Source organism: Pseudomonas palleroniana (assembly GCF_003031675.1).
Classification (GTDB): Bacteria; Pseudomonadota; Gammaproteobacteria; order Pseudomonadales; family Pseudomonadaceae; genus Aquipseudomonas; species Aquipseudomonas palleroniana.
Genome location: NZ_PYWX01000071.1, coordinates 179,921 through 203,647, shown reverse-complemented (window position 1 = coordinate 203,647; position 23,727 = coordinate 179,921). Strand labels below are relative to the sequence as shown.

General features: G+C 61.7%; 19 protein-coding genes. 9 read left to right on the top strand and 10 right to left on the bottom strand.

The genetic code is table 11. The features are described 5' to 3' along the window. Positions 1 to 29 precede the first annotated feature (29 nt). From C9383_RS25395 to C9383_RS25370, 6 genes are all read left to right on the top strand, one after another. A complete protein-coding gene (locus tag C9383_RS25395) occupies positions 30 to 1,757 on the top strand; it encodes an autotransporter assembly complex protein TamA (RefSeq protein WP_090370159.1) in 1,728 nt (575 codons plus the stop codon). Then, positions 1,757 to 5,428: a translocation/assembly module TamB domain-containing protein gene (locus C9383_RS25390; protein WP_090370161.1), complete on the top strand. Its 3,672-nt coding sequence runs from the start codon at positions 1,757 to 1,759 to the stop codon at positions 5,426 to 5,428. Before C9383_RS25395 ends, C9383_RS25390 begins: the two co-directional genes overlap by 1 nt. A gap of 224 nt (positions 5,429 to 5,652) precedes the next feature. Beyond that, positions 5,653 to 6,126, top strand: coding sequence for a MarR family winged helix-turn-helix transcriptional regulator (locus tag C9383_RS25385; RefSeq protein WP_090370163.1), 474 nt, complete (start codon positions 5,653 to 5,655; stop codon positions 6,124 to 6,126). Then, positions 6,123 to 7,574, top strand: coding sequence for an efflux transporter outer membrane subunit (locus C9383_RS25380; protein WP_090370165.1), 1,452 nt, complete (start codon positions 6,123 to 6,125; stop codon positions 7,572 to 7,574). Before C9383_RS25385 ends, C9383_RS25380 begins: the two co-directional genes overlap by 4 nt. Before the next feature lie 15 nt (positions 7,575 to 7,589). Beyond that, positions 7,590 to 8,789 carry an HlyD/EmrA/EmrK family protein gene (locus C9383_RS25375; protein ID WP_060756713.1) on the top strand — a complete coding sequence of 400 codons (1,200 nt, stop codon included), beginning with the start codon at positions 7,590 to 7,592 and terminating at the stop codon, positions 8,787 to 8,789. Next, entirely contained in the window at positions 8,789 to 10,318 is a 1,530-nt protein-coding gene (locus tag C9383_RS25370) for a DHA2 family efflux MFS transporter permease subunit (RefSeq protein WP_090370168.1), read from the top strand. The genes C9383_RS25375 and C9383_RS25370 overlap by 1 nt, the downstream gene beginning before the upstream one ends. 90 nt (positions 10,319 to 10,408) lie before the next feature. Here the strand turns inward: C9383_RS25370 and lpxH are convergent, their stop codons facing one another. Together lpxH and C9383_RS25360 are read right to left on the bottom strand one after the other, a co-directional pair. Next, positions 10,409 to 11,158 carry a UDP-2,3-diacylglucosamine diphosphatase gene (lpxH, locus tag C9383_RS25365; RefSeq protein ID WP_090370170.1) on the bottom strand — a complete coding sequence of 250 codons (750 nt, stop codon included), beginning with the start codon at positions 11,156 to 11,158 and terminating at the stop codon, positions 10,409 to 10,411. After that, positions 11,155 to 11,658 (bottom strand): peptidylprolyl isomerase, encoded by a 504-nt coding sequence (locus C9383_RS25360; RefSeq protein ID WP_090370172.1) that lies wholly within the window; start codon positions 11,656 to 11,658, stop codon positions 11,155 to 11,157. The genes lpxH and C9383_RS25360 overlap by 4 nt, the downstream gene beginning before the upstream one ends. Positions 11,659 to 11,917: 259 nt before the next feature. Between C9383_RS25360 and C9383_RS25355 the strand changes: the two genes are divergently transcribed. Both C9383_RS25355 and cysS read left to right on the top strand, forming a co-directional pair. Then, positions 11,918 to 13,618 carry a glutamine--tRNA ligase/YqeY domain fusion protein gene (locus C9383_RS25355; RefSeq protein WP_060756709.1) on the top strand — a complete coding sequence of 567 codons (1,701 nt, stop codon included), beginning with the start codon at positions 11,918 to 11,920 and terminating at the stop codon, positions 13,616 to 13,618. Positions 13,619 to 13,639: 21 nt separating this feature from the next. Then, positions 13,640 to 15,022 carry a cysteine--tRNA ligase gene (gene cysS / locus C9383_RS25350; protein WP_090370174.1) on the top strand — a complete coding sequence of 461 codons (1,383 nt, stop codon included), beginning with the start codon at positions 13,640 to 13,642 and terminating at the stop codon, positions 15,020 to 15,022. A gap of 316 nt (positions 15,023 to 15,338) precedes the next feature. On the opposite strand, the gene C9383_RS25345 is transcribed toward cysS, so the two are convergent. Continuing rightward, positions 15,339 to 16,037: a Type 1 glutamine amidotransferase-like domain-containing protein gene (locus C9383_RS25345; RefSeq protein WP_090370176.1), complete on the bottom strand. Its 699-nt coding sequence runs from the start codon at positions 16,035 to 16,037 to the stop codon at positions 15,339 to 15,341. A 15-nt stretch (positions 16,038 to 16,052) separates the two neighbouring features. After that, the gene (locus C9383_RS25340) at positions 16,053 to 16,616 is read right to left on the bottom strand and encodes a dihydrofolate reductase family protein (RefSeq protein ID WP_090370178.1); all 564 of its coding nucleotides are present in this window, start codon (positions 16,614 to 16,616) and stop codon (positions 16,053 to 16,055) included. 142 nt (positions 16,617 to 16,758) lie between these two features. Between C9383_RS25340 and lepB the strand changes: the two genes are divergently transcribed. Further along, positions 16,759 to 17,427 carry a signal peptidase I gene (gene lepB, locus C9383_RS25335; RefSeq protein ID WP_060756705.1) on the top strand — a complete coding sequence of 223 codons (669 nt, stop codon included), beginning with the start codon at positions 16,759 to 16,761 and terminating at the stop codon, positions 17,425 to 17,427. Positions 17,428 to 17,636: 209 nt separating this feature from the next. Here lepB and C9383_RS25330 read toward each other — a convergent pair whose 3' ends face one another. The 6 genes from C9383_RS25330 to C9383_RS25305 are packed head-to-tail and all read right to left on the bottom strand — an operon-like array spanning position 17,637 to position 23,676. After that, positions 17,637 to 17,975, bottom strand: a complete 339-nt coding sequence (locus C9383_RS25330) for a Na+/H+ antiporter subunit G (RefSeq protein WP_060756704.1) — start codon at positions 17,973 to 17,975, stop codon at positions 17,637 to 17,639. Next, the gene (locus C9383_RS25325; RefSeq protein WP_005789171.1) at positions 17,972 to 18,250 is read right to left on the bottom strand and encodes a K+/H+ antiporter subunit F; all 279 of its coding nucleotides are present in this window, start codon (positions 18,248 to 18,250) and stop codon (positions 17,972 to 17,974) included. Before C9383_RS25325 ends, C9383_RS25330 begins: the two co-directional genes overlap by 4 nt. Continuing rightward, positions 18,247 to 18,735, bottom strand: coding sequence for a Na+/H+ antiporter subunit E (locus C9383_RS25320; protein WP_060756703.1), 489 nt, complete (start codon positions 18,733 to 18,735; stop codon positions 18,247 to 18,249). The genes C9383_RS25325 and C9383_RS25320 overlap by 4 nt, the downstream gene beginning before the upstream one ends. Next, positions 18,732 to 20,414 (bottom strand): monovalent cation/H+ antiporter subunit D, encoded by a 1,683-nt coding sequence (locus tag C9383_RS25315; protein WP_090370181.1) that lies wholly within the window; start codon positions 20,412 to 20,414, stop codon positions 18,732 to 18,734. The genes C9383_RS25320 and C9383_RS25315 overlap by 4 nt, the downstream gene beginning before the upstream one ends. Then, entirely contained in the window at positions 20,411 to 20,755 is a 345-nt protein-coding gene (locus C9383_RS25310; protein WP_060756701.1) for a Na+/H+ antiporter subunit C, read from the bottom strand. The genes C9383_RS25315 and C9383_RS25310 overlap by 4 nt, the downstream gene beginning before the upstream one ends. Next, the gene (locus C9383_RS25305; protein WP_090370184.1) at positions 20,755 to 23,676 is read right to left on the bottom strand and encodes a monovalent cation/H+ antiporter subunit A; all 2,922 of its coding nucleotides are present in this window, start codon (positions 23,674 to 23,676) and stop codon (positions 20,755 to 20,757) included. Before C9383_RS25305 ends, C9383_RS25310 begins: the two co-directional genes overlap by 1 nt. Positions 23,677 to 23,727: the final 51 nt, after the last annotated feature.

The following is a 23,727-nucleotide window of genomic DNA, read 5'->3' as shown; positions in this document are numbered from 1 at the left end:
TCTCCCTAGCTCGTGTAGCATCCGCGCCTATGAAGTTTCCAGGAAGATTTACCAGCGGCTTGGTTCTGCTGTTCACAAGCTGCGGCGCTTTGGCGCAAAGCGAATTGGACGTGCGTGTCAAACCCTCAAACGACGCGTTGAAAGCCAACATCGAAGGCTATATCGGCGGGGTCGGCGATCGTGATGAAGAAGCGTTGCTGCGGTTCAGCCGTGGCGCCGAGGAGCAGGCGCGCAAAGCGGCGCAGGCTCTGGGTTTCTATCAGCCACAGATCGCCAGTGATGTACAGGGCGGCAAGAACGCGCGCCTGATCCTCACCATCGACCCCGGCGAACCGGTGCATTTGCGCAACGTGACCATTCGGGTCGACGGCCAGGCCGCGAGCCTCAAGGCGTTTCGCGTGCCGGCCGGTGACGACCTCAAGCCCGGCGCCGTGCTCAACCACGGCCATTATGAAGACGCCAAGCGTCTGATCCAGAACCAGGCGTCACGCTACGGCTTTTTCAGCGGGCGTTTTACCAGCCAGAAGCTGTCGGTGGACCCCAAGGCGGGCGTGGCCGATATCGAACTCATTTATGACAGTGGCAAGCGCTACACCATGGGCAAGGTCAACTTCACCGGCGACACGCCGTTCGATGCCGACCTGCTGCAGCGCATGGTGCCGTTCAAAAGCGGTACCCCCTACGATTCCGAATTGATCGCCGAACTCAACCAGAACCTGCAAGCGAGCGGGTTCTTCGAAGGCGTGCGCGTGGACGCCGCGCCCGCTGCCGCCACCGACGATGTGATCCCGGTGGCGGTGCAACTGGAAACCCGCAAGCCTCGTACCATGGGCCTTGGCCTGGGTTACTCGACCGACGTCGGCCCCCGCGGCAAGGCCAACTGGACCCGTCACTGGGTCAACCCCCAAGGCCATAGCTACGGCTGGGAAGCCGAATTATCGGCGCCGCGCCAGAACGTCGGGCTGTGGTACGACGTGCCGTTGGACCCGCCGCTGACCGACAAGCTGCGCTTTGCCGGCGGCTACCAGAACGAAGAACTCGCCGGCACCGACACCTTGAGTAAATTGCTCACGGTCGGTCCCGAATGGCACAGCAAGTTGCCCAGTGGCTGGACCCGGATCATCTCGCTCAAGTACCAGCGTGAAGAATATCGCCTGGGCAATGATTCCGGCTTGAGTAACCTGGTGATGCCGGGGATCAGTTATTCCTACCTGCGCAGCGACAACCGTATCGACCCGCACAACGGCTACCGCTTGATGTTCGACACCAAGGTTGCCAAGGAAGGGCTCGGTTCCGACACCAACCTGCTTTACGGTACGGCGACCATCAAGGGCCTGACCACGTTGTGGGACAACCATCGCTTTCTGGGCCGTGCACAGTTCGGCGGCAGTGCCACCAACGGCTACAAATCCGTGCCGCCCTCGCTGCGCTTCTTTGCCGGGGGTGACCAGAGCGTACGCGGCTACGAGTACCAGACCCTGTCGCCGGAGAACGACCGTGGTGACCGTATCGGCGGTCGCTACATGGTGGCCCTGAGCGCCGAGTATCAATACTCCATCGCCGAGAAATGGCGGATCGCGACCTTTATCGACCAGGGCAACTCGTTCAACACCCTGGACATGCCCAGCCTGAAAACCGGTGTCGGCGTGGGCATCCGCTGGGTCTCGCCGGTGGGGCCGATCCGCCTCGACCTGGCCCATGCCCTCGAAGATCCGGGCGGCATTCGACTGCACTTTTCCATGGGGCCTGAGCTGTGATGCGTGGTTTGAAAATAGCGGGGCTGGCCGTGGTGGCGCTCCTCGCTTTAGTGTTTGTGGGGTTATGGGCGCTGCTTGGCACCCAGGCGGGCAGCCGTTGGGCATTGGGCCAGGTGCCGGGTTTGAGCGTCGAGAACTTCCAGGGGCATTTAGGCGGCCAATGGAGCGCCGATCATCTGCTGTGGCAACAGGGCTCCAGCCGCGTCGAGCTTGATGCACCGAAATTCGATTGGTCACCGGCCTGCCTGTTGCGCATGACGGTGTGCATCAATCAGTTGGACGTGGAGCAGGTCAACCTGCACTTTGCGCCCAGTACGGAAGAGAGCAGCGGGCCGATCCAATTGCCTGAGTTGAAATTGCCGGTTGCCATCCAATTGGGCGAAGTTCGCGTCGGTAGCCTGGTGTTCAATGGCAGCGAAGAGCTCAAGGGCCTGCAATTGGCCGCACACTGGACGGCGGCGGGTCTGCAGATCGACTCGGTGCATCTGCAGCGCGATGGGCTGGTGCTGGACCTCAATGGCCTGTTGCAACCTGTGGGCGATTGGCCGTTGACCGCCGCCGGCAACCTGAGCTTGCCCTATGCTCCGGGCGGCGTGCCATGGAAGGTGGCCCTCAAGGTCGATGGCGACTTGCTCAAGACCCTCAAGCTCGACGCCGACAGCAGCGGCTACCTGCCGGGCAAGCTCAGCGGCGAACTGCAGCCCCTGGTGGAGAACCTTCCCGCGCAACTGCACCTCACCGCCGATGGCTTCAAAGCCAGCGCCGACCTGCCCGACACCCTGCAACTCAATCAACTGGACCTCACCGCCCAAGGCGATTTGCACAACGGTTACCAACTGCTGGGCAAAGCGCTGTTGCCGGCGCAAAAAGGGCCGGTGGACTTGCTGCTGCAAGGCAAGGTCGACGCCAAGGGCGCGCAGATCGCCGGGCTCGACCTGACTGCCGGCGACCAGCAGAGCCTCAAGCTCAGCGCCAACCTGGACTGGCAACAAGGCTTCAGCGCCGACGCCAGGATCGACTGGCGGGATTTCCCCTGGCATCGCCTCTACCCACTGATCGACGAGCCGCAGGTGGTATTGCGTACCTTTAATGGTGAAGTCTCCTACAAAGACGGCAACTACCTCGGCAACCTCAAGGCCGACCTCGACGGCCCGGCCGGCAAATTCAATGTGGTCACGCCGTTCAGTGGCGACCTCAAGCAGGTCTTCCTGCCGGAGTTGAAACTGAGCGCCGGCCAAGGCAAGTCCGAGGGCCACCTGAACCTGCAATTTGCCGACGGCATCGCCTGGGACACCGCGTTGGACCTGTCGGCGTTGAACCCGGCGTATTGGGTCGCCGAATTGCCGGGCACCCTGGCCGGCCCACTGCGCAGCAAGGGTGAGTTCAAGAATGAACAGCTCAAGCTCAACGCCGACCTCGACCTCAAGGGCCGTCTGCGTGGGCAAACCGCCGTACTGGCCGCCAAGGCCGAAGGGGCAGGCGAGCAATGGACCCTGGCCAATCTGGATATCCGCCTCGGCGACAACCGCATCAACGGCAGTGGCAGCTTGCGGCAGCGCCTGGCCGGGCAGATTGATATCAAGCTGGCGCGTCTGGCCCAGCTGTGGCCACAGCTGCGCGGGCAGATCAATGGCCGGGTGGATGTCGCCGGCAGCCTGAAGGCGCCGCAAGGCAAGCTTGATCTCAAAGGCCAGCAATTGGCATTCGCTGATAATCGCCTGCAGAGCCTGAGCCTCGACGCCACGCTCGATAGCGCCCAGCGCGCCAGGCTCGACCTCAAGGGCAGCGGCATTCAGGCCGGCGAAACCCAGGTCGGCACCCTGACTGCCAGCGCCCAGGGCGACATCAAGAGCCAGAAAGTCCAGTTGGACCTGGCCGGCCCGCTGGTCAAGCTGGCTCTGGCCCTGGACGGCAATCTCGACCAGGGCAACTGGCGCGGGCGCCTGGCCAGTGGCGAGGTACAAGCCGGTGGCCAGGACTGGAACCTGCAGGCCCCGGCGAAGATCGAGCGGCTGGCGGACGGCAAGCTGACCTTCGCTGCACATTGTTGGGTGTCCGGTGCGGCCAGCCTGTGTGGTGAGGATCAGCGCCTGATGCCCGAACCCAAATTGCGCTACCACCTCAAGCAATTCCCCATCGACAGCCTGGCGGCCTTCTTGCCCAAAGACTTTGCCTGGCAGGGCAAGCTCAACGCCGACCTGCAGCTCGACCTGCCCGCCAGCGGCCCCAAGGGCGTGGTCGCGGTGGACGCCAGTGGCGGCACCTTGCGCGTCAAGGACAAGGCCCAGTGGCTGGACTTTCCCTACGAGACCCTGAAGCTGGAAAGCACCCTCAAACCTGACCGCATCGACACCCAACTCAACTTCCGCGGCGGCAAGCTCGGAGAGCTGCTGGTGCAGGCGCAGATCAATCCGTTGCCGAAGAACAAGCCGATGACCGGCAATTTCAGCCTGACCGGCCTGGACCTCGCCGTGGCGCGGCCCTTTGTGCCGATGGTGGAAAAACTCAACGGCAAGCTCAATGGCAGCGGGCGCATCTCCGGTGGCCTGCTCGCGCCGCAGGTCAACGGCAGCGTGAACCTGGTGGGCGGCGAGATTTCCGGGGCGCAATTGCCGGTGAGCCTGGAGGGCCTGAATGTACAGGCGCTGATCGCTGGCGAGAATGTGCAGCTCAATGGTGGCTGGCGCAGCGGCAAGGCCGGGCAGGGCAGCCTCAAGGGCCAGATCGGTTGGGGCCAGGCCCTGGCGGTCGACCTCAGCCTGCAAGGTTCGCAACTGCCGGTGACGGTGGAGCCTTACGCCGTGCTGGAAGTGGCGCCCGACCTGAAGATCAGTCTCAAGGGCGACAAGCTGGCCATTGCCGGCAAGGTGCACATCCCGCGCGGCGATATCACCGTGCGTGAACTGCCGCCGTCGACCGTCAAGGTCTCGGATGACACGATCATCGTCGGCAGCCAGACCGAGGAGGGCAAGCCGCCGATGGCCATGGCCATGGATATCGACGTGGTGGTGGGCGAAGACCAGCTCAACTTCGCAGGCTTCGGCCTGACCGCCAAGGTGCAGGGCCAGGTGCATATCGGCGACAACATGGACACCCGCGGCGAGCTGTGGCTCAACGACGGTCGCTACCGCGCCTACGGGCAAAAACTCGATGTGCGGCGTGCCCGGCTGTTGTTTGCCGGGCCGCTCGACCAGCCGTATCTGGACATCGAAGCCGTGCGCAAGACCGGCGACGTTACTGCCGGTATCCGTCTGAGCGGCAGCGCCGAACAGCCGACCACGCAGATCTTCTCGGAGCCGGCCATGAGCCAGGAGCAGGCACTGTCCTACCTGGTGCTGGGGCGTCCGCTGAGCACCACCGGCGAAGACAACAACATGCTCGCCCAAGCCGCATTGGGCCTGGGGTTGATGGGCAGTGCCGGGGTGACTTCGGACATCGCCAAGAACCTGGGCATCCAGGACTTCGAACTCGACACCCAGGGCAGCGGCAACACCACGGCGGTAGTGGCCAGCGGCAAGATCACCGAGAAACTCAGCCTGCGTTATGGGGTTGGGGTGTTCGAGCCGGCCAATACCATTGCGCTGCGCTATCTGCTCAGCAAGAAGGTGTATCTGGAAGTGGCCAGTGGCGTGGCCAGTTCGCTGGATATTTTCTACAAGCGGGATTTCTAGGTCTTACTCGCACAAAAAATAGTGCGGGGAGGCTTGATTGTGGGAGGGGGCTTGCTCCCGATAGCGGTATATCAGCCAGCTTGTCTGTGACTGACACACCGCTATCGGGAGCAAGCCCCCTCCCACATTAGCAAGCAAGCTAATAATTCCATTTGACATTCGCTGCCTAAGCAGTAACATCTTGTCATACATTCACTGCCTAGGCAGTAATAAGGTGACTTCCGATGGCCCACTTCACCCCTGACAGTTTCCGTAACTGCCACCTCGGCCTCCTGCTGGGCCGAGCCGCACTGCTCAAAGACCGCATCATCGACACCCATATGGAACCCCATGGCGTGACCGCCGCGCAGTTCAAGGTGTTGATCATCATTGCCCAATTCGACGTCGACACCCCGGCCGAGCTGTGCCGCAACCTGTCCCTGGACAGCGGCTCCATGACCCGGATGCTCGACCGTCTGGAACAGAAGGGCCTGCTCGCGCGCAAGCGTTCCGAGCACGACCGGCGCCAGGTGCAACTGGTGCTTACCGAGGACGGCCAGCGCCTGGCGGACATGTTGCCGTACATCGGCGCCCAGTCGATGAACCAACTGGCCGGAGCCCTGGAGCCTGGCGAGTTGCAAACCCTGGAACGCATCCTCAAGAAAATCCTGATAGCTGCGGGTGACGCCATCGTCATCCAGCGGGTAGGTGATCAATGAACACACGCGCACTCAGCCTGGTGCTGGTGGCGATGACCCTGGCCGGTTGCGCCAACTACAGCGGCCTCGACACTCAAGGCAAACGCCTCGACGCCAACACCCTGCAAACCGGCAAATCCCTCAATGGCGTGACCCTGTCGACGGCCGCCTGGCCGACCGCCGATTGGTGGAAAAGCCTGGGCGACCCGCAACTCGACGGCCTGATTCGCGAGGCCCTGCAGAACAGCCCGGACATGCAAGTGGCCAGCGCCCGTGCGCACCAGGCCCAAGCGGCGGCCTTTGCCGCCGACGCCGCACGCATGCCGACCCTGGATGCCAGCGCCGGTATCAGCCGCTCGCGGTTGGCCAAGGACCAGGACCCGCGAGGGCAGGGCGATGCCTACGCCACGGTGCGTAACATCAGTGCCGGCTTCAACTACAACTTCGATCTCTGGGGTGGCCAGCGCGCCGCCTGGGAAGCCGCGTTGGGCCAGGCCCGCGCCGCCGAAGTCGACCAGCAGGCCGCGCGCCTGACCCTGGCCGCCAACGTGGCCAAGGCTTACAGCGACCTGGGCCAGGCGCATATCGTGCGTGACCTGGCCAATGACGACCTCAAGCGCACGCGCCAGATGCTCGACCTGAGCAAGCGCCGCCTGAGTTCGGGCATCGACAGTGACTACCAGTTCCAACAGACCGAAAGCCTGGAAGCCAGCTCCGAATCGCAACTGATCGATGCGGAAAAACAACTGCAGAGCGCCAAGATCGCTCTGGCGGTATTGCTCGGCAAAGGGCCCGATCGTGGCAACGAACTGGCCCGCCCGAACGTATTGAAAGCCAGCGCCGTGGCCGTGCCGTCCGTGCTGCCGGCCGAGCTGCTGGGCCGTCGCCCGGACCTGATCGCCGCGCGCTGGCGTGTGGAGGCTGCGAGCAAAAATATCGACGCGAGCAAAACCCGCTTTTACCCCAACCTCAACCTGAGCGCGAGCGCCGGGGCCGAGTCGTTGCTGGGGGATGCAATGTTCGGCTCGGCCAGCCGCTTCTTCAGCATTGCGCCGACGATCTCGTTGCCGATCTTCGATGGCGGGCGCCTGCGTGCCGACCTGGATGCCCGCGACGCCGATTACGACCTGGCCGTTGCCCAGTACAACAAAACCCTGGTGCAAGCCTTGGGCGATATCGGCACCACCCTGTCCCAGCTACGCGACACCGGACGGCAGATCCAGGCCCAGCAACACGCTGCGGACATTGCCAGGCAGTCCTTTGATACCGGTATGCAGCGCTACAGCTCCGGGATCGGTAGCTACTTGGATGTGCTCAGCATCGAGCAGCAATTGCTGCAGGCCCAGCGTCAGCTGGCGACCCTGAATGCGGCACAGATCGATTTGTCGATTCAATTGATGCAGGCCCTGGGTGGCGGGTTCAACGCCAATAACGTGGGCGCAACCACCCCAGCCACACGCACGGAATAATTGGAGGTATTTGTCATGGCCACTGCCGACAGCAATAACGCAAACGAACCCACCAACGACAGCAACCCGCGCAAACGCAAGGTGATGCTGCTGCTCCTGGCGCTGATCGTCATCCTCGGCGCCGTGGGCGTGTGGGGCTGGTATGAGTTCTACGGCCGCTTCAGCGAAAGTACCGACGACGCCTATGTGAACGGCAACGTGGTGGAAATCACTCCGCTGGTCACCGGCACTGTGGTCAGCATCGGCGCCGACGATGGCGACCTGGTCCACGAAGGCCAGGTGCTGGTCAACTTCGACCCGAATGACGCCGCCGTCGGCCTGCAAAGTGCCCAGGCCAACCTGGCGCGCACCGTGCGCCAGGTGCGCGGCTTGTACAGCAATGTCGATGGTATGAAAGCGCAGGTCAATGCGCAGAAAGCCGATGTGCAGACCGCCCAGGATAACTACAACCGCCGTAAAACCCTGGCCCAGGGCGGCGCGATCTCCCAGGAAGAACTGTCCCACGCCCGTGACAGCCTGACCGCCGCAAAGAACGCCCTGACCAACCTTGAGCAGCAACTCAAGACCAGCAACGCGCTGGTGGATGACACCGTGATCAGTTCGCACCCCGACGTACAAGCCGCCGCCGCGCAACTGCGCCAGGCCTACCTGACCAACGCCCGCAGCACCTTGATTGCGCCGGTCACCGGTTACGTGGCCAAGCGCACCGTGCAACTGGGCCAGCGCGTACAGCCGGGTACCGCCCTGATGGCCGTGATCCCGCTCGACCAGCTGTGGATCGACGCCAACTTCAAGGAAACCCAGCTGCGCAACATGCGCATCGGCCAGCCGGTGGACATCGAAGCGGATATCTACGGCAGCGACGTGAAATTCAGCGGTACTGTCGACAGTCTCGGCGCCGGTACCGGCAGCGCATTTGCCCTGCTACCGGCGCAGAACGCCACTGGTAACTGGATCAAGATCGTCCAGCGGGTACCGGTGCGTATCCACATCAACGCCGACGAGTTGGCCAAAAACCCGCTGCGGGTCGGCTTGAGTACCCTGGTCAATGTGGATCTGCACGACCAGAGTGGCCCGGTGCTGGCGCAACAGGCGCCGCAAAAGGCCTCGTTCACCACCAATGTGTATGACCGCCAACTGGCCGAAGCCGACGCCATGATCACCCAGTTGATCCATGACAACAGCATCGCCGCACCCAAGGCTGTGCAACGCTGATGAGCAATAACGCCTCCTTCACGCCACCCAGCCTAGTGATGGCCACCATTGGCCTGTCGCTGGCGACCTTTATGCAGGTGCTCGATACCACCATCGCCAACGTGGCGTTGCCGACCATTTCCGGCAACCTCGGCGTGAGTTCGGAGCAGGGCACCTGGGTCATTACCTCGTTTGCGGTGAGCAACGCGATTGCCTTGCCGCTCACCGGCTGGTTGAGCCGGCGTTTCGGTGAGGTGAAGCTGTTTTTATGGGCGACCATCCTGTTTGTACTGGCCTCGTTTATGTGTGGTGTGTCCACCTCGATGCCCGAGCTGATCGGCTTTCGCGTGCTGCAAGGCTTGGTGGCGGGGCCGCTGTACCCGATGACCCAGACGTTGCTGATCGCGGTGTATCCGCCGGCGAGACGGGGTATGGCCCTGGCGTTGCTGGCGATGGTCACGGTGGTGGCGCCCATCGCCGGGCCTATCCTCGGCGGCTGGATCACCGACAGCTACAGCTGGCCGTGGATCTTCTTTATCAACGTGCCCATCGGCATCTTTGCGGTAATGGTGGTACGTGCGCAGCTGAAAAAACGCCCGGTGGTCACCAGCTATCAGCCGATGGACTACGTCGGGCTGTTGAGCCTGATCGTCGGTGTGGGCGCCTTGCAGATCATCCTCGACAAGGGCAACGACCTGGACTGGTTCGAATCCAACTTCATCATCATTGGCGCCGTGATCTCGGCGATTGCCCTGGCGGTGTTCGTGATCTGGGAAATGACCGACAAGCACCCGGTGGTCAACCTGCGGCTGTTCGCCTACCGCAACTTCCGTATCGGCACCATCGTGTTGATCCTGGGCTATGCGGGTTTCTTCGGCATCAACCTGATCCTGCCGCAATGGTTGCAGACCCAGATGGGCTACACCGCCACCTGGGCCGGCCTGGCGGTGGCGCCAATCGGGATTTTGCCGGTGCTGATGTCACCCTTCGTGGGCAAGTACGCGCACAAGTTCGACCTGCGCCTGCTGGCGGGCGTGGCGTTCCTGGCGATCGGCTTGAGTTGCTTCATGCGCGCCGGTTTCACCAATGAAGTCGACTTCCAGCACGTTGCCCTGGTGCAGTTGTTCATGGGTATCGGCGTGGCGCTGTTCTTTATGCCGACCTTGAGCATCCTGATGTCCGACCTGCCGCCGCACCAGATTGCCGACGGCGCCGGGCTGGCGACGTTCCTGCGTACCCTGGGCGGTAGCTTCGCGGCATCGCTGACCACCTGGATCTGGATTCGCCGGGCGGACCAGCACCATGCGTATATGAGCGAGAACATGACCACCTATGACTCGGCCACCCGTGACGCCCTGAATGCGTTGGGCGGGGCAGGGCAGAAGGCTTACACCCAGCTGGACCAGATCCTCACCAGCCAGGCGTACATGATGTCCACCGTGGATTACTTCACGTTGCTGGGCTGGATGTTCATGGCGTTGATGCTGCTGGTGTGGCTGGCCAAGCCGCCATTCACCGCCAAAGCGGGGCCTGCGGCTTCCGGTCACTGACCCCGGGGTGCACGCGGTCCAAATGTGGGATGGAGCAAGCCTCCTCCCACATTTGAATCTTTGTTCACATTGGAGCAGTGATGTCTGGGTTCAGGCGCCAGGCAGCGCCAACTGTGGGTTGGTGAAGTCGAATGCCGCCAACTGAAAGCCTTGCTCATCCACCTGCAATGCCCACCCTTGCTTATCCCAATCCCCCAGCACAATGCGCTTGGCCGCCTGGTCGCCGATCTGCAGTTTATGAATGGCGGGGCGGTGGGTATGGCCGTGGACCAGGGTGCGTACGCCGAACTGCTGCATGATGCGCGGCACTTCTTCGGGGGTGACATCGACAATGTCGTTGGCCTTCATGCGCGTCTGCGCACGGCTTTCGCTGCGCAGCTTGCGCGCCAGCTTGTGCCGGGTGCCCAGGGGCAGGTGGCGCAGGATAAACAGCACAATCGGGTTACGCAGGATGCGCCGCAGCTTCATATAGCCGACGTCGCGGGTGCAGAGGCTGTCGCCGTGCATCAAGAGCACCGGCTCGCCGTAGAACTGCACGACACTCGGGTCCTTGAGCAAGGTGGCGCCTGCCGCTTTGCAGAACCGCTTGCCGATCAGGAAGTCGCGATTGCCGTGCATGAGGAAAATCGGGGTGCCGCTGTCGCTCAGCTCACGCAGAGCCTCGCAGATGGAACGCTGGAAGGGGGTCATGCCGTCGTCGCCAATCCAGGCTTCAAAGAAGTCCCCCAGAATGTACAACGCCTGGGCGCCACGGGCGCGGCCTTGGAGCAGATCCAGAAACGCCCGGGTAATGTCCGGGCGTTCCTCTTCCAGATGCAAATCTGAAATCAGTAATATCACCCAACGATCTCGGCTTTCTCGACGATCACGTCTTCTACCGGTACGTCCTGGTGACCGGCTTTACCGGTGGTCTGCACGCTTTTGATCTTGTCGACAACGTCGGTGCCTTCGGTGACTTTACCGAATACCGCGTAACCCCAACCCTGCACGTTCTTGCCGCTGTGGTTCAGGAAAGCGTTGTCGGCCACGTTGATGAAAAACTGCGCGGAGGCCGAATGCGGCTCCATGGTACGGGCCATGGCGACGGTGTACTTGTCGTTGGAAAGGCCGTTGTCCGCTTCGTTCTGGATGCTTGGGCGCTTGTCTTTCTTTTCTTTCATGCCGGGTTCGAAACCACCGCCCTGGATCATGAAGTTACCGATCACACGGTGGAACACCGTGTTTTCGTAGTGACCGGCCTTAACGTATTCGATGAAGTTGGCGACGGTGATCGGCGCTTTCTCGGCGTTCAGCTCGATGACGATGTCACCGTGGTTGGTGGTCAGTTTGACTTGGGTCATGGTCGTGTCTCTTTCAAGGAATTCGTGGGTTGGACGCCTGGGCGCCGTGACCGGTTTGGCTCAATGGCAGCCAAGGCGCGCAGTTTAGCGTGCCTGGCAGGAATTTCGAGGTGGTTTTTTACCGCGTCCGTCATTAAAACAGCAATTAAAGCTGCAGTTTTCGGTCGTACCCTGTCAGCGGCTTGACAGCATCAGCTATGATAACGGCTTTGTTTTATCTGGCCCCAACCGGCCACGTACCTGTCTGTTCAAGGATCCTATGAGCAAGCCCACTGTCGACCCTACCTCGAATTCCAAGGCCGGACCTGCCGTCCCGGTCAATTTCCTGCGCCCGATCATCCAGGCGGACCTGGATTCGGGCAAGCACACGCAGATCGTCACCCGCTTCCCGCCAGAGCCCAACGGCTACCTGCACATCGGTCACGCCAAGTCGATCTGTGTGAACTTCGGCCTGGCCCAGGAGTTCGGTGGCGTCACGCACCTGCGTTTCGACGACACCAACCCGGCCAAGGAAGACCAGGAATACATCGACGCCATTGAAAGTGACGTGAAGTGGCTGGGTTTCGAATGGTCCGGTGAAGTGCGCTATGCCTCGCAATACTTCGACCAGTTGCACGACTGGGCCGTCGAGCTGATCAAGGCCGGCAAGGCCTACGTCGATGACCTGACCCCTGAGCAGGCCAAGGAATACCGTGGCAGCCTGACCGAACCCGGCAAAAACAGCCCGTTCCGCGACCGTTCGGTGGAAGAGAACCTGGACTGGTTCGCCCGCATGCGCGCCGGTGAGTTCCCCGACGGTGCCCGTGTGCTGCGCGCCAAGATCGACATGGCCTCGCCGAACATGAACCTGCGCGACCCGATCATGTATCGCATCCGCCATGCCCACCACCACCAGACCGGCGACAAGTGGTGCATCTACCCGAACTACGACTTTACCCACGGTCAGTCGGACGCCATCGAAGGCATCACCCACTCCATCTGCACCCTGGAGTTCGAAAGCCATCGCCCGCTGTACGAATGGTTCCTGAGCCACCTGCCGGTGCCGGCACAGCCGCGTCAGTACGAGTTCAGCCGCCTGAACCTGAACTACACCATCACCAGCAAGCGCAAGCTCAAGCAACTGGTTGATGAAAAGCACGTGCATGGCTGGGACGACCCGCGCATGTCCACGCTGTCGGGTTTCCGTCGCCGTGGCTACACGCCAGCTTCGATCCGCAACTTCTGCGACATGGTCGGCACCAACCGTTCCGACGGTGTGGTCGACTTCGGCATGCTCGAATTCAGCATCCGCCAGGACCTGGACGCCAACGCCCCGCGCGCCATGTGCGTGCTGCGCCCGTTGAAAGTCGTGATCACCAACTACCCGGAAGATAAGGTCGAGAACCTCGAGCTGCCGCGTCATCCGCAGAAAGAAGAACTCGGCGTGCGCAAGCTGCCGTTCGCCCGTGAAATCTACATCGACCGCGATGACTTCATGGAAGAGCCGCCAAAGGGCTACAAGCGCCTGGAGCCGAATGGCGAAGTGCGCCTGCGTGGCAGCTACGTGATCCGTGCCGACGAAGCGATCAAGGACGCCGAGGGCAACATCGTCGAGCTGCGCTGCTCGTACGACCCGGACACCCTGGGCAAGAACCCTGAGGGCCGCAAGGTCAAGGGCGTGATCCACTGGGTGCCGGCCGCAGCCAGCATCGAGTGCGAAGTGCGCCTGTACGATCGTCTGTTCCGCTCGCCGAACCCTGAAAAAGCCGAAGACAGCGCGAGCTTCCTCGACAACATCAACCCTGACTCCCTGCAAGTACTCACTGGTTGTCGTGCCGAACCCTCGTTGGGCGAAGCACAGCCGGAAGACCGTTTCCAGTTCGAGCGCGAAGGCTACTTCTGCGCGGATATCAAGGACTCGAAACCAGGCGCTCCGGTCTTCAACCGTACCGTGACCTTGCGTGATTCGTGGGGCCAGTGATCAAGTCTTAAGGAAGCCGATGTGCTAACGATCTACAACACACTCAGCAAGACCAAAGAAGTCTTCAAGCCGCTGGATGGCAACAAGGTGCGCATGTACGTGTGCGGCATGACCGTGTACGACTACTGCCACATTGGCCATGGCCGCAGCATGGTTGCCTTCGACCTGGTCACCCGCTGGCTGCGTTTCAGCGGTTATGACCTGACCTATGTGCGCAACATCACCGACATCGACGACAAGATCATCAACCGTGCCAACGAAAACGGCGAGTCGTTCGACGCGCTGACCGAGCGCATGATTACCGCCATGCATGAGGATGAGGCGCGCCTCAACATCCTCAAGCCGGACATGGAACCGCGTGCCACGGACCACATCCCTGGCATGCACGCGATGATCCAGACCCTGATCGACAAGGGCTACGCCTACGCCCCGGGCAATGGTGACGTGTACTATCGCGTCGCCAAGTTCATGGGCTACGGCAAGCTGTCGCGCAAAAAGATCGAAGACCTGCGCATCGGCGCCCGCATCGAAGTCGACGAAGCCAAGCAAGATCCGCTCGACTTCGTGCTGTGGAAAGCCACCAAGCCGGGCGAGCCTAGCTGGGAATCGCCATGGGGCGCCGGGCGTCCGGGCTGGCACATCGAATGCTCGGTGATGTCCACCTGCTGCCTGGGCGAGACCTTCGACATTCATGGCGGCGGCAGCGACCTCGAGTTCCCGCACCACGAAAACGAAATCGCCCAGAGCGAAGCCGCCACCGGCAAGACCTACGCCAATGCCTGGATGCACTGCGGCATGATCCGCATCAATGGCGAGAAGATGTCCAAGTCCTTGAACAACTTCTTCACCATCCGCGACGTGCTCGAGAAGTATCACCCGGAAGTGGTGCGGTACCTGCTGGTGTCGAGCCACTACCGCAGTGCGATCAACTACTCGGAAGACAACCTCAAGGACGCCAAGGGCGCCCTGGAACGTTTCTACCATGCGTTGAAGGGCTTGCCGGCAGTCGCTCCAGCGGGCGGCGAAGCCTTCGTGGCCCGCTTCACCGAAGTCATGAACGACGACTTCGGCACCCCGGAAGCCTGCGCGGTGCTGTTCGAGATGGTGCGCGAGATCAACCGTCTGCGCGAGAGCGATCTCGACGCAGCGGCGGGCCTGGCGGCGCGCTTGAAAGAGCTGGCGAGTGTGCTCGGGGTTCTGCAAATGAAGCCTGAGGAGTTCCTGCAAGCCGGCGCTGAAGGCCGTGTGGACGCCGCTGAAGTGGATGCGCTGATCCAGGCGCGTCTGACTGCGCGTGCCAACAAGGACTGGGCGGAATCCGACCGTATCCGTGACCAACTGACCGCGATGGGGGTGGTGTTGGAAGACGGGAAGGGCGGGACGACGTGGCGGTTGGCTGACTGACCATTGTTTGCTGCACGCTGAATGAAAAACGCCCCGACTGGTTCGGGGCGTTTTTTTTGCACACCGTTTCAACGGCCCACTCGATCCACTGTGGGAGCGGGCTTGCTCGCGAATGCATTCTTCCAGTCACAATCGCAGTGGCTGACACGCCGTATTCGCGAGCAAGCCCGCTCCCACATTTTTACCGTGCCCACTTTGCGAATTCTTCGATTTCAGATTTAGCTGTGAACGGGCTCCACCGCAGATTAGGCCGCCATCTTCCGAGCGCCCCCCTAAAACGCTGTCGGAAATTTCCTTGTGTTGATGCCGTTGGCATTTATCTTTCCGAACGGTGTGACAAAGGTATTGGATAGGGTGCTTGCGTAGTCATCTCGTAAGCGAGCCCTGCTGCGCTGTTCTGGATGACCTGGTGGCATTTGCCATTTTTGAAATGTAGGGCCACGCCATCGTCGAGCGCGTAGGCAGGCTGAATACGCTCGTGCTGAACCAGCTCGACAAACGAGGCTTGCCTTCCAGCCTCTGAACTGAAATGCGGGCACAATGCGCCCGGCAACAAGCCCATACCGTCAACCAGCGCAAACCTTCCGCCTGAATCCGAGTGCCCATAGTCAAACCAGCAAATCGCACCAGCGCTGACGCCACTGAGGATTTTGCCGTTTTCCCAGGCGTTTTTCAGTAAGGCCGTGACACCAAATTCGCGCCAGACCGCCAGCATGGCACGTGTATTACCACCCGCCACGTAAATGATGTCGGCCTGTTCAAACAAAGATGAAACATGGCCCGCATCGGGAAACGGCGGAATGAATACCGTCAGGTTGCTAACGGTGCAGCCAGCGCTTTCATATTTAGCGGTGAAGTCGCGGATCTTGACTCGGTCATCGCCGTTTGCTGTCGAGATATAGAGAACATTAGGGTGCGTTTTGCCTGATGATGCGACGATGTATTCGTCAATGCGTGTCATGCGGGTCATGTCTTCTGCGGACTCGCCGCCAATGACAATAATGTGTTGAGTCACCCTGACCTCCAGTTCCTATTGCACGGCGCGAGAGTCTGTCGTCACTTGATATCGACTCTGCACAAACCCATTGTCCGACACATGCGTGCTGACGTGATGAAGCTCATGCTCACGGCCAACCTGGCTGAACAGCGCAATGCCTTGCCCCAGCAAGACCGGGATACGCGTGATGATCAGTTCGTCGATCAGGCCCGCTTCCAGAAATGCCTGGATTGTCTGGCCTCCATCGATATACAGATGCTTCATGCCGCGTTCGGCTAGCTGGGCCACCACCGCAGGCGCGTCGGCTGCCATGACTTCGACCTTGCCTTCCAGATGGGCAGGCAGCGCCAGCGGACGGTGCGAAAGGGCTATGATCGGCGTGCCTTCATAAAGCCACTCGGCGAAGGACGCCACTTTCTCCAGGGTTTTGCGGCCCATCACCAGTGCATCAACGGTGGCGATATAGCTTTCAAACGTCATGCCGTTCAAGACAGCACGTTCATACTCCGGCCGAAGAAGCCACTCGATATCGCCATCGGGTCGTGCGATAAACCCGTCGATGCTGGCTGCGATAAAGACAGAGCATTTGATATCCATGGGGCCGCTTTCCTTTTGTGTCATTGACCTTGAGTGCAAGTGCTAATGGTCAGTTAATCCTGGTGTGTAACAAGCGAGCGTAGCCAAAAATCATCTGGGTGTCTGGCGGGTGCCAATGCCCCTTTCTGTATTGCGAGGATGTATGCGACGTTGGTTGGGCCGTTACCGTTACGCAATCATTTTCTGGCTGTGCTTCGGCATTTTCCGTACATCCCTGGCCGATTGGAACCCCATTCCGTCCGGCTCCATGCGCCCCACGTTGCTGGAGGGGGATGTTGTGCTGGTCAATCGCGTGGCGTATGACCTCAAGGTGCCGCTGACGGATATTTCCCTGGCCAAGCTTGATAACCCCCAGCGTGGCGATGTGGTCACGTTTTCGTCGCCCAAGGATGGCATGCGCCTGATCAAGCGCATCGTCGGTATACCCGGTGACACCCTGGAAATGAAAGATGAGGTGTTGTGGGTCAACGGCGTGCCTGCCACCTACAGTGATGCGCAGGACATCAGCGAGCCCATCGTTGCCGGCCATACGGTGCCGGGGATCAAGCTGAACGAGCTGGCGGCCAACCGTCAGCGCACTGTCCAGTTCATGCCGACCGTGCGGGCGCTGCGCAATTTCGGCCCGGTGGTGGTGCCTGCCGACAGCTATTTCATGCTCGGCGACAACCGCGATAACAGCGATGACTCCCGGTATATCGGCTTTGTGCCTCGCCGGCTGCTGATCGGGCGAGCGCATCATATCGTTGCCTCAGCCGAGATCCTGGATCACTGGATGCCACGCGTTAGCCGGTTTGGCGCAGCGATTTTGTAATCGGCTTCACGCGAGTCCAAATGTGGGAGGGGGCCTGCCCTAATGTCAGTTAAGAGAACCTGCCGCTCACTACAGATGATGTGTTCTACACCCACCATTTAACTGACGGGCATTAGGGCTTGCCCCCGACTGCTGACTGATCCACCGCTATCGGGAGCAAATCGAATCGTCGCACCGCCCCAAATGTTTTTCCCTGTCCGCTCGTTGAATCAGCGGCGGCTGCTGACTTCGGCCGGTACGTCGTCACCGGCCATGCGCTTGCGGAACAGCGCGGTGCGGGCCAGTAACAGCGTGGTCACGGGCACCGTGATCGACAGCAGGATCGGGATCAACCAGCCATGCAGCACCGGCCCGGACTTGAGCACCGAAAAGTAGATAATCGATGCCAGCGCCACACACCACGCGCCCAGCGTCGAAGCCAGTGCCGGCGGGTGCATGCGTTGGAAAAAGTCCTTCAGCCGCAACAAGCCGACTGCACCGATCAACGCAAACAGACTGCTGAGCACCAGCAGCCCCGCGACAATCACTTCCACCCATAACGGCATCATTCAATCACCTCCCCACGCAGCAGGAATTTCGCCAGGGCAAACGAACCGACAAAGCCGAACAGCGCGATCAGCAGCGCGGCTTCAAAGTAGGTGTCGCTGGCATACCGAATACCCAGCACCAGCATCATCAGCATCGCCAGGATGTACAGGTAGTCCAGCGCCAGTACCCGGTCCTGGGCCGACGGGCCTTTGAACAGGCGGATCAGCGTCAGCACCATGGCCAGCGAGAACAGGAACAGGCTGAACAGGATCGCATTGGAGAGCAGGGCGCTCATTCGAAGATCTCCATCAGGGGCCGTTCGTAAGTGGTCTTGAAGTGCTCGATAAACGGCGCTTCATCCTCCAGGTCGAATACATGCAGCAGCAGGATGCTGCGGTCCAGCGCCAGTTCCGACCAGATCGTGCCGGGCACCACGGTGGTGATCATCGACAGCGCGGCCAGGCCGTTCGGGTCGCGCAGGTCCAGCGGGATCTTGATAAAGCGCGAACGTGGCGGGCGTGAGCCGCAGGTCAGCACGCCCCAGGCCACTTGCAGGTTGGAGATGACCACATCGCGGCCGACCAGGAAGAACAGGCGAATGATCACCCCGGGGCGGCGGATCCGCACCGGCAGCGGGCGCAACGGCGCCATCATCAGCGGCGCCAGGAAGCCCAGCAGTGCGCCCAGCAGCAGGTTGCCGGGGCTGACCGACAGGTTCAGCACCAGCCACAACAGCCACAGTGCCAGCGACAGCCACGGAGCGGGGAACAGGCGCTTCATGGTTGCACCTCCAGCGCGGCAGCCTTGGCTTCAGGGCTTGGCACCGGGCGTGTGGCCAGCACCGCCATCACGTAATGTTCCGGGTTGTTCAGGCTGACGGCCGTGTCCTGGGTGTAGTGCAGCAAGGGTTCGGCCTTGAATGTCAGCAGGATGCTCAAGCCGAGCAGCAGGAAGATCGGCACGCACTCGTAGCGACGCAGGAGCGGCGATGGGCGCTCTTCCGGGGTCCAGAAGCGTTGGATGCCCAGGCGTGCGAAGGCGATCAACGAAGCCAGGCCCGAGAGGATCAGCAGCGCTACAAGGCCCCAGGCCGCCGGGCGGATCGGTTGGTCAACGCTGACGCCCAACCCGAGTGGATTGACCAGTGCACTGAGCAGGCTCAGCTTGCCGATAAACCCGGACAGTGGCGGCATGCCGATGATCAGCAGCGCACAGGCAATAAAGCTGAGGCCGAGGAACGCCATGGTCCAGGGAATCACCTGGCCGACCACCGCCTGTTGCTCATCGTCAAGGTTCACACCCGGACGCGGGTGCAAGGACTCCATGGGTTTGGGCAGCGCATCAATCTCTTCATCCAGCGGCAGGTCGTTGGCCGAACGCGAACGCTCGATCAATTCAGCCAGCAGGAACAGCGCGCTCAACGCCAGCGTCGAGCTGACCAGGTAGAACAGCGCACCCGCAATCAGGCTCGGCTGGGCAAAACCGACCGCCGACAGCAAAATCCCCGCCGACACCAGGATGCTCAAGCTCGCCATGCGCTCCAGCCGCTGCGCCGCCACCATCGCCAGTGCCGCGCCGATGATGGTCGCCATACCGCCGTACACCAGCCAATCTCCGCCAAACAAGGCCGAGGCACCGGCCTGCCCGGAAAACAGCAGCGTCCACAGGCGCAGCACGGTGTACACGCCGACCTTGGTCATGATCGCAAACATCGCCGCCACCGGCGCACTGGCCGAGGAGTAGGCGGGCGCCAGCCAGAAATTCAGCGGCCACATGCCGGCCTTGGCCAGGAATGCCGTGGCGAGGATCGCCGCACCGGCGTGCAGCAGGCCGCGATCGGCTTCGGGCACCAGCGGGATTTTCAACGCCAGGTCGGCAAAATTCAGGGTGCCGGTGACGCCGTAGATCATCGCCGCGCCGATCAGGAACAGTGACGACGCCACCAGGTTGATCGAGATGTAATGCAGCCCCGCCGACACCCGCGCCCGGCCCGAGCCGTGCAGCATCAAGCCATAGGAGGCCGCCAGCAGCACCTCGAAAAACACGAACAGGTTAAACAGGTCGGCGGTGAGGAAGGCGCCGTAGAGGCCCATCATCTGGATCTGGAACAGCGCGTGGAAACTGGTGCCCGCGCGATCCCAACGCGCCATCGCGAACAACAGCGCACTGACGCCGATGATGCCGGTGAGCACCAGCATCAAGGCCGACAGTTGATCCACCACCAGCACGATACCGAACGGCACCTGCCAGTTGCCCGGCAAGTACACGCCAATCGAGCCGGGGCCGCCTTTTTGTGTCCAGTACAGCAGCAGGATCGCAATGCCCAGGCCGATCATGCTGGAGACCAGATTGATTCTGGCTTTCAGCGGGCGGCGTTTTTCACCGAGCATCAGCATCAGTGCGGCGGTCAGCAACGGCAGCAGGATCGGTGCGATGATCAGTTGGTTCATCCACATCATTGCTTGGGCTCCCGGCCGTCCACATGGTCGGTTCCGGTCAAGCCCCGGGACGCCAGCAATACCACCAGGAACAACGCGGTCATGGCGAAGCTGATCACGATTGCCGTCAGCACCAAGGCCTGGGGCAGGGGGTCGGTATAGTGGAGCAGGTCTTGCGGTACGCCGTCCTTGATGATCGGCTCCTTGCCGATAAACAGGCTGCCCATGCTGAAAATGAACAGGTTCACCCCGTAGGACAGCAGGCACAGGCCCATCACGACCTGGAACGTCCGTGGCCGCAGGATCAACCACACACCGGAGGCCGCCAGGACCCCAATGGCGATTGCGATGACTTCTTCCATCAGGCGGCTCCTTCTGTTGCGGCAACCACTTTGGCCTGGTTGCTCGGTTTATGCGCGCGTACCGACTGGTGGCCGAGGGCGGTGAGCATCAGCAGCGTCGAGCCAACGACCATGGCGTAAACGCCGACGTCGAAGAACAGCGCACTGGCTACGTGAATATCGCCCAGCAACGGCAGGCTGAAATGCCAGGTATGCGTGGTCAGGAACGGGTAACCGACCAACAGCGCACCGAGCCCGGTCAGTGTCGCCGAGAGCAGGCCGAAGCCCATCCAGCGCATCGGCCGCAGGCTCATCTGCGCCTCGACCCACTGGGTGCCGGCCACCATGTATTGCAGAATGAACGCCACCGACATCACCAGGCCGGCGACAAAACCACCGCCGGGCTGGTTGTGGCCGCGCATGAACAGGTAGAACGACACCACCAGCGCAATCGGCAGCAGCAGGCGTACCAGTACTGCGGGCACCATCATGAAGCCCAGGGCGGTATCGCTGGCTTGGCGCGGGTTGACCAGGTCGGTGGCCACGTCCGGTGCCAGTTGGCGCTGTTGCGGTGGCAACTCCATGCTTTCTTTCGACGGCCGGAAGCGGCGCAGCAGGGCATACACGGTCAATGCCACGGCGCCGAGCACAGTGATTTCACCGAGGGTGTCGAAGCCGCGGAAGTCGACGAGCATCACGTTCACCACATTGCTGCCGCCGCCTTCGGGCAAGGCACGACTGAGGTAGAACGAGGAAATATCGTTGGGCGTCTGGCGTGTCAGCATCGCATACGACAACAGCGCCATGCCGCCACCGACCACGCTGGACAACAGCAAGTCCCGCACGCGTCGGATGCGGGCCTTGCGCAACGAGCTGGGCAGTGGCGAGACCTCTTCGATCCGCCGTGGCAGCCAGCGCAGGCCCAGCAGGATCAGCACCGTAGTGACCACCTCGACCGCCAGTTGCGTCAGCGCCAGGTCCGGCGCCGAGAACCACACGAACGTGACGCAGGTGACCATGCCGCACACGCTGACCATGGTCAGGGCGGCCAGCCGGTGGTACTTGGCTTGCCAGGCGGCGCCCAGGGCGCAGGCGATCGCCAGCAACCACAGGGTGACGAACACGATGGAGCCCGGGATCTTCGGCCGGTCACCCCAGCTGAGGCCGCTGTTGAGCATCGGGATCATGCCGCCGATCACCGCCACCAGTACCAACAGGAACAGCTGGGTCTGCAGGCGCTTGGTGCTGATGCGTTTCTCGATCTTGCGCACGCCGCGCATCATCACCACCAGGCTGCGTTCGAACATGCGCTTGCCATTGAAGTAGCTGATGATCGGCGGGTACGCGAAGCGGCCGCGCTTGAGCTGTTTGCGCAGCAGCAGGTACAGCACCACGCCGCCGCTCATGGCCACCAGGCTCATTATCATCGGTGCGTTCCAGCCGTGCCAGATGGCCAGGCTGTATTGCGGCAGCACGCCGCCGACCACCGGCAAGGCGGCCGCGGCCAGGATCGAACCGACCACTTGAGCCGGGAAAATCCCCACCAGCAGGCAGGTAAACACCAGCAACTCCACCGGTGCACGCATCCAGCGCGGTGGCTCGTGGGGCGTGTGGGGCAGGTCCGTCGCGGGCGGGCCAAAGAACACATCGACGGTAAAACGCAGGGCGTAGGCCACGCTGAAGGTGCCGGCAATGGTCGCGATCGCCGGCAGGGCGATCTCCACCCATTGGGTCGCCGAGATAAACACCGTTTCGGCGAAGAACATCTCTTTGGACAGGAAGCCGTTAAGCAACGGTACGCCGGCCATGGAGGCGCTGGCCACCATGGCCAGGGTCGCGGTAAACGGGATCAGACGGACCAGGCCACTGAGCTTGCGAATGTCACGGGTGCCGCTTTCGTGGTCGATGATCCCCGCCGCCATGAACAACGAAGCCTTGAACGTCGCATGGTTGAGGATATGGAAGACCGCGGCGACCGCCGCCAACGGGCTGTTGAGGCCCAGCAGCAGGGTGATCAGCCCGAGGTGGCTGATGGTGGAGTAGGCCAGCAGGCCCTTGAGGTCATTCTGAAACATGGCGCAGTACGCGCCGAGGAGGAGGGTGAGAGCGCCGGCACCGCCGACGATCCAGAACCATTCTTCGCTGCCGGACAGCGACGGCCACAGGCGGGCCAGCAGGAACACGCCGGCCTTCACCATCGTCGCCGAGTGCAGGTAGGCCGATACCGGCGTAGGGGCCGCCATTGCGTGGGGCAGCCAGAAATGGAAGGGGAATTGCGCGCTTTTGCTCAGCGCGCCGACCAGCACCAGCGCTAGCATGACCGGGTAGAGCGAATGCGCACGGATCTGATCGCCCGCCGCCAATACCTGGTCCAGGTCATAGCTGCCGACGATATGCCCCAGCAGCATCACACCCGCCAACAGGCACAGGCCACCGGCGCCGGTGACCATCAAGGCCATATAGGCGCCACGGCGCGCATCCGCCCGATGGTGCCAGTAGCCGATCAGCAGGAACGAGAACAGGCTGGTCAGTTCCCAGAAGAACACGATCTGGATCAGGTTGCCGGAAATCACCAGCCCGAGCATGGCGCCCATGAACGCCAGGAAAAACGCGAAGAAGCGCGGTACCGGGTCATCCGGCGACATGTAATAGCGCGCATACAGCGACACCAGCGTGCCGATGCCCAGCACTAGCATCGAGAACAGCCAGGCAAACCCGTCCATGCGCAAGACGAAGTTCAGCCCGAGGCTGGGCAACCACATGAATTCTTCGTGAATCACGCCACCATGGGCGATCAGGGGGTAGAGCAGGGCTACTTGAACAGTGCCGACCAGCGCCACCAGGCCGGCCAGCAAGGATTCGGTGTTACGTGCATTGTGCGGCAGCAAGGCCGCCAGACAGCTGCCAAGGAACGGCAGAAGCAGTAGAACTATCAGGGACATAGGCTTCTAATCTGCGGGAGTTTGAGATGCATCATACGTGCCGCTTTCGTG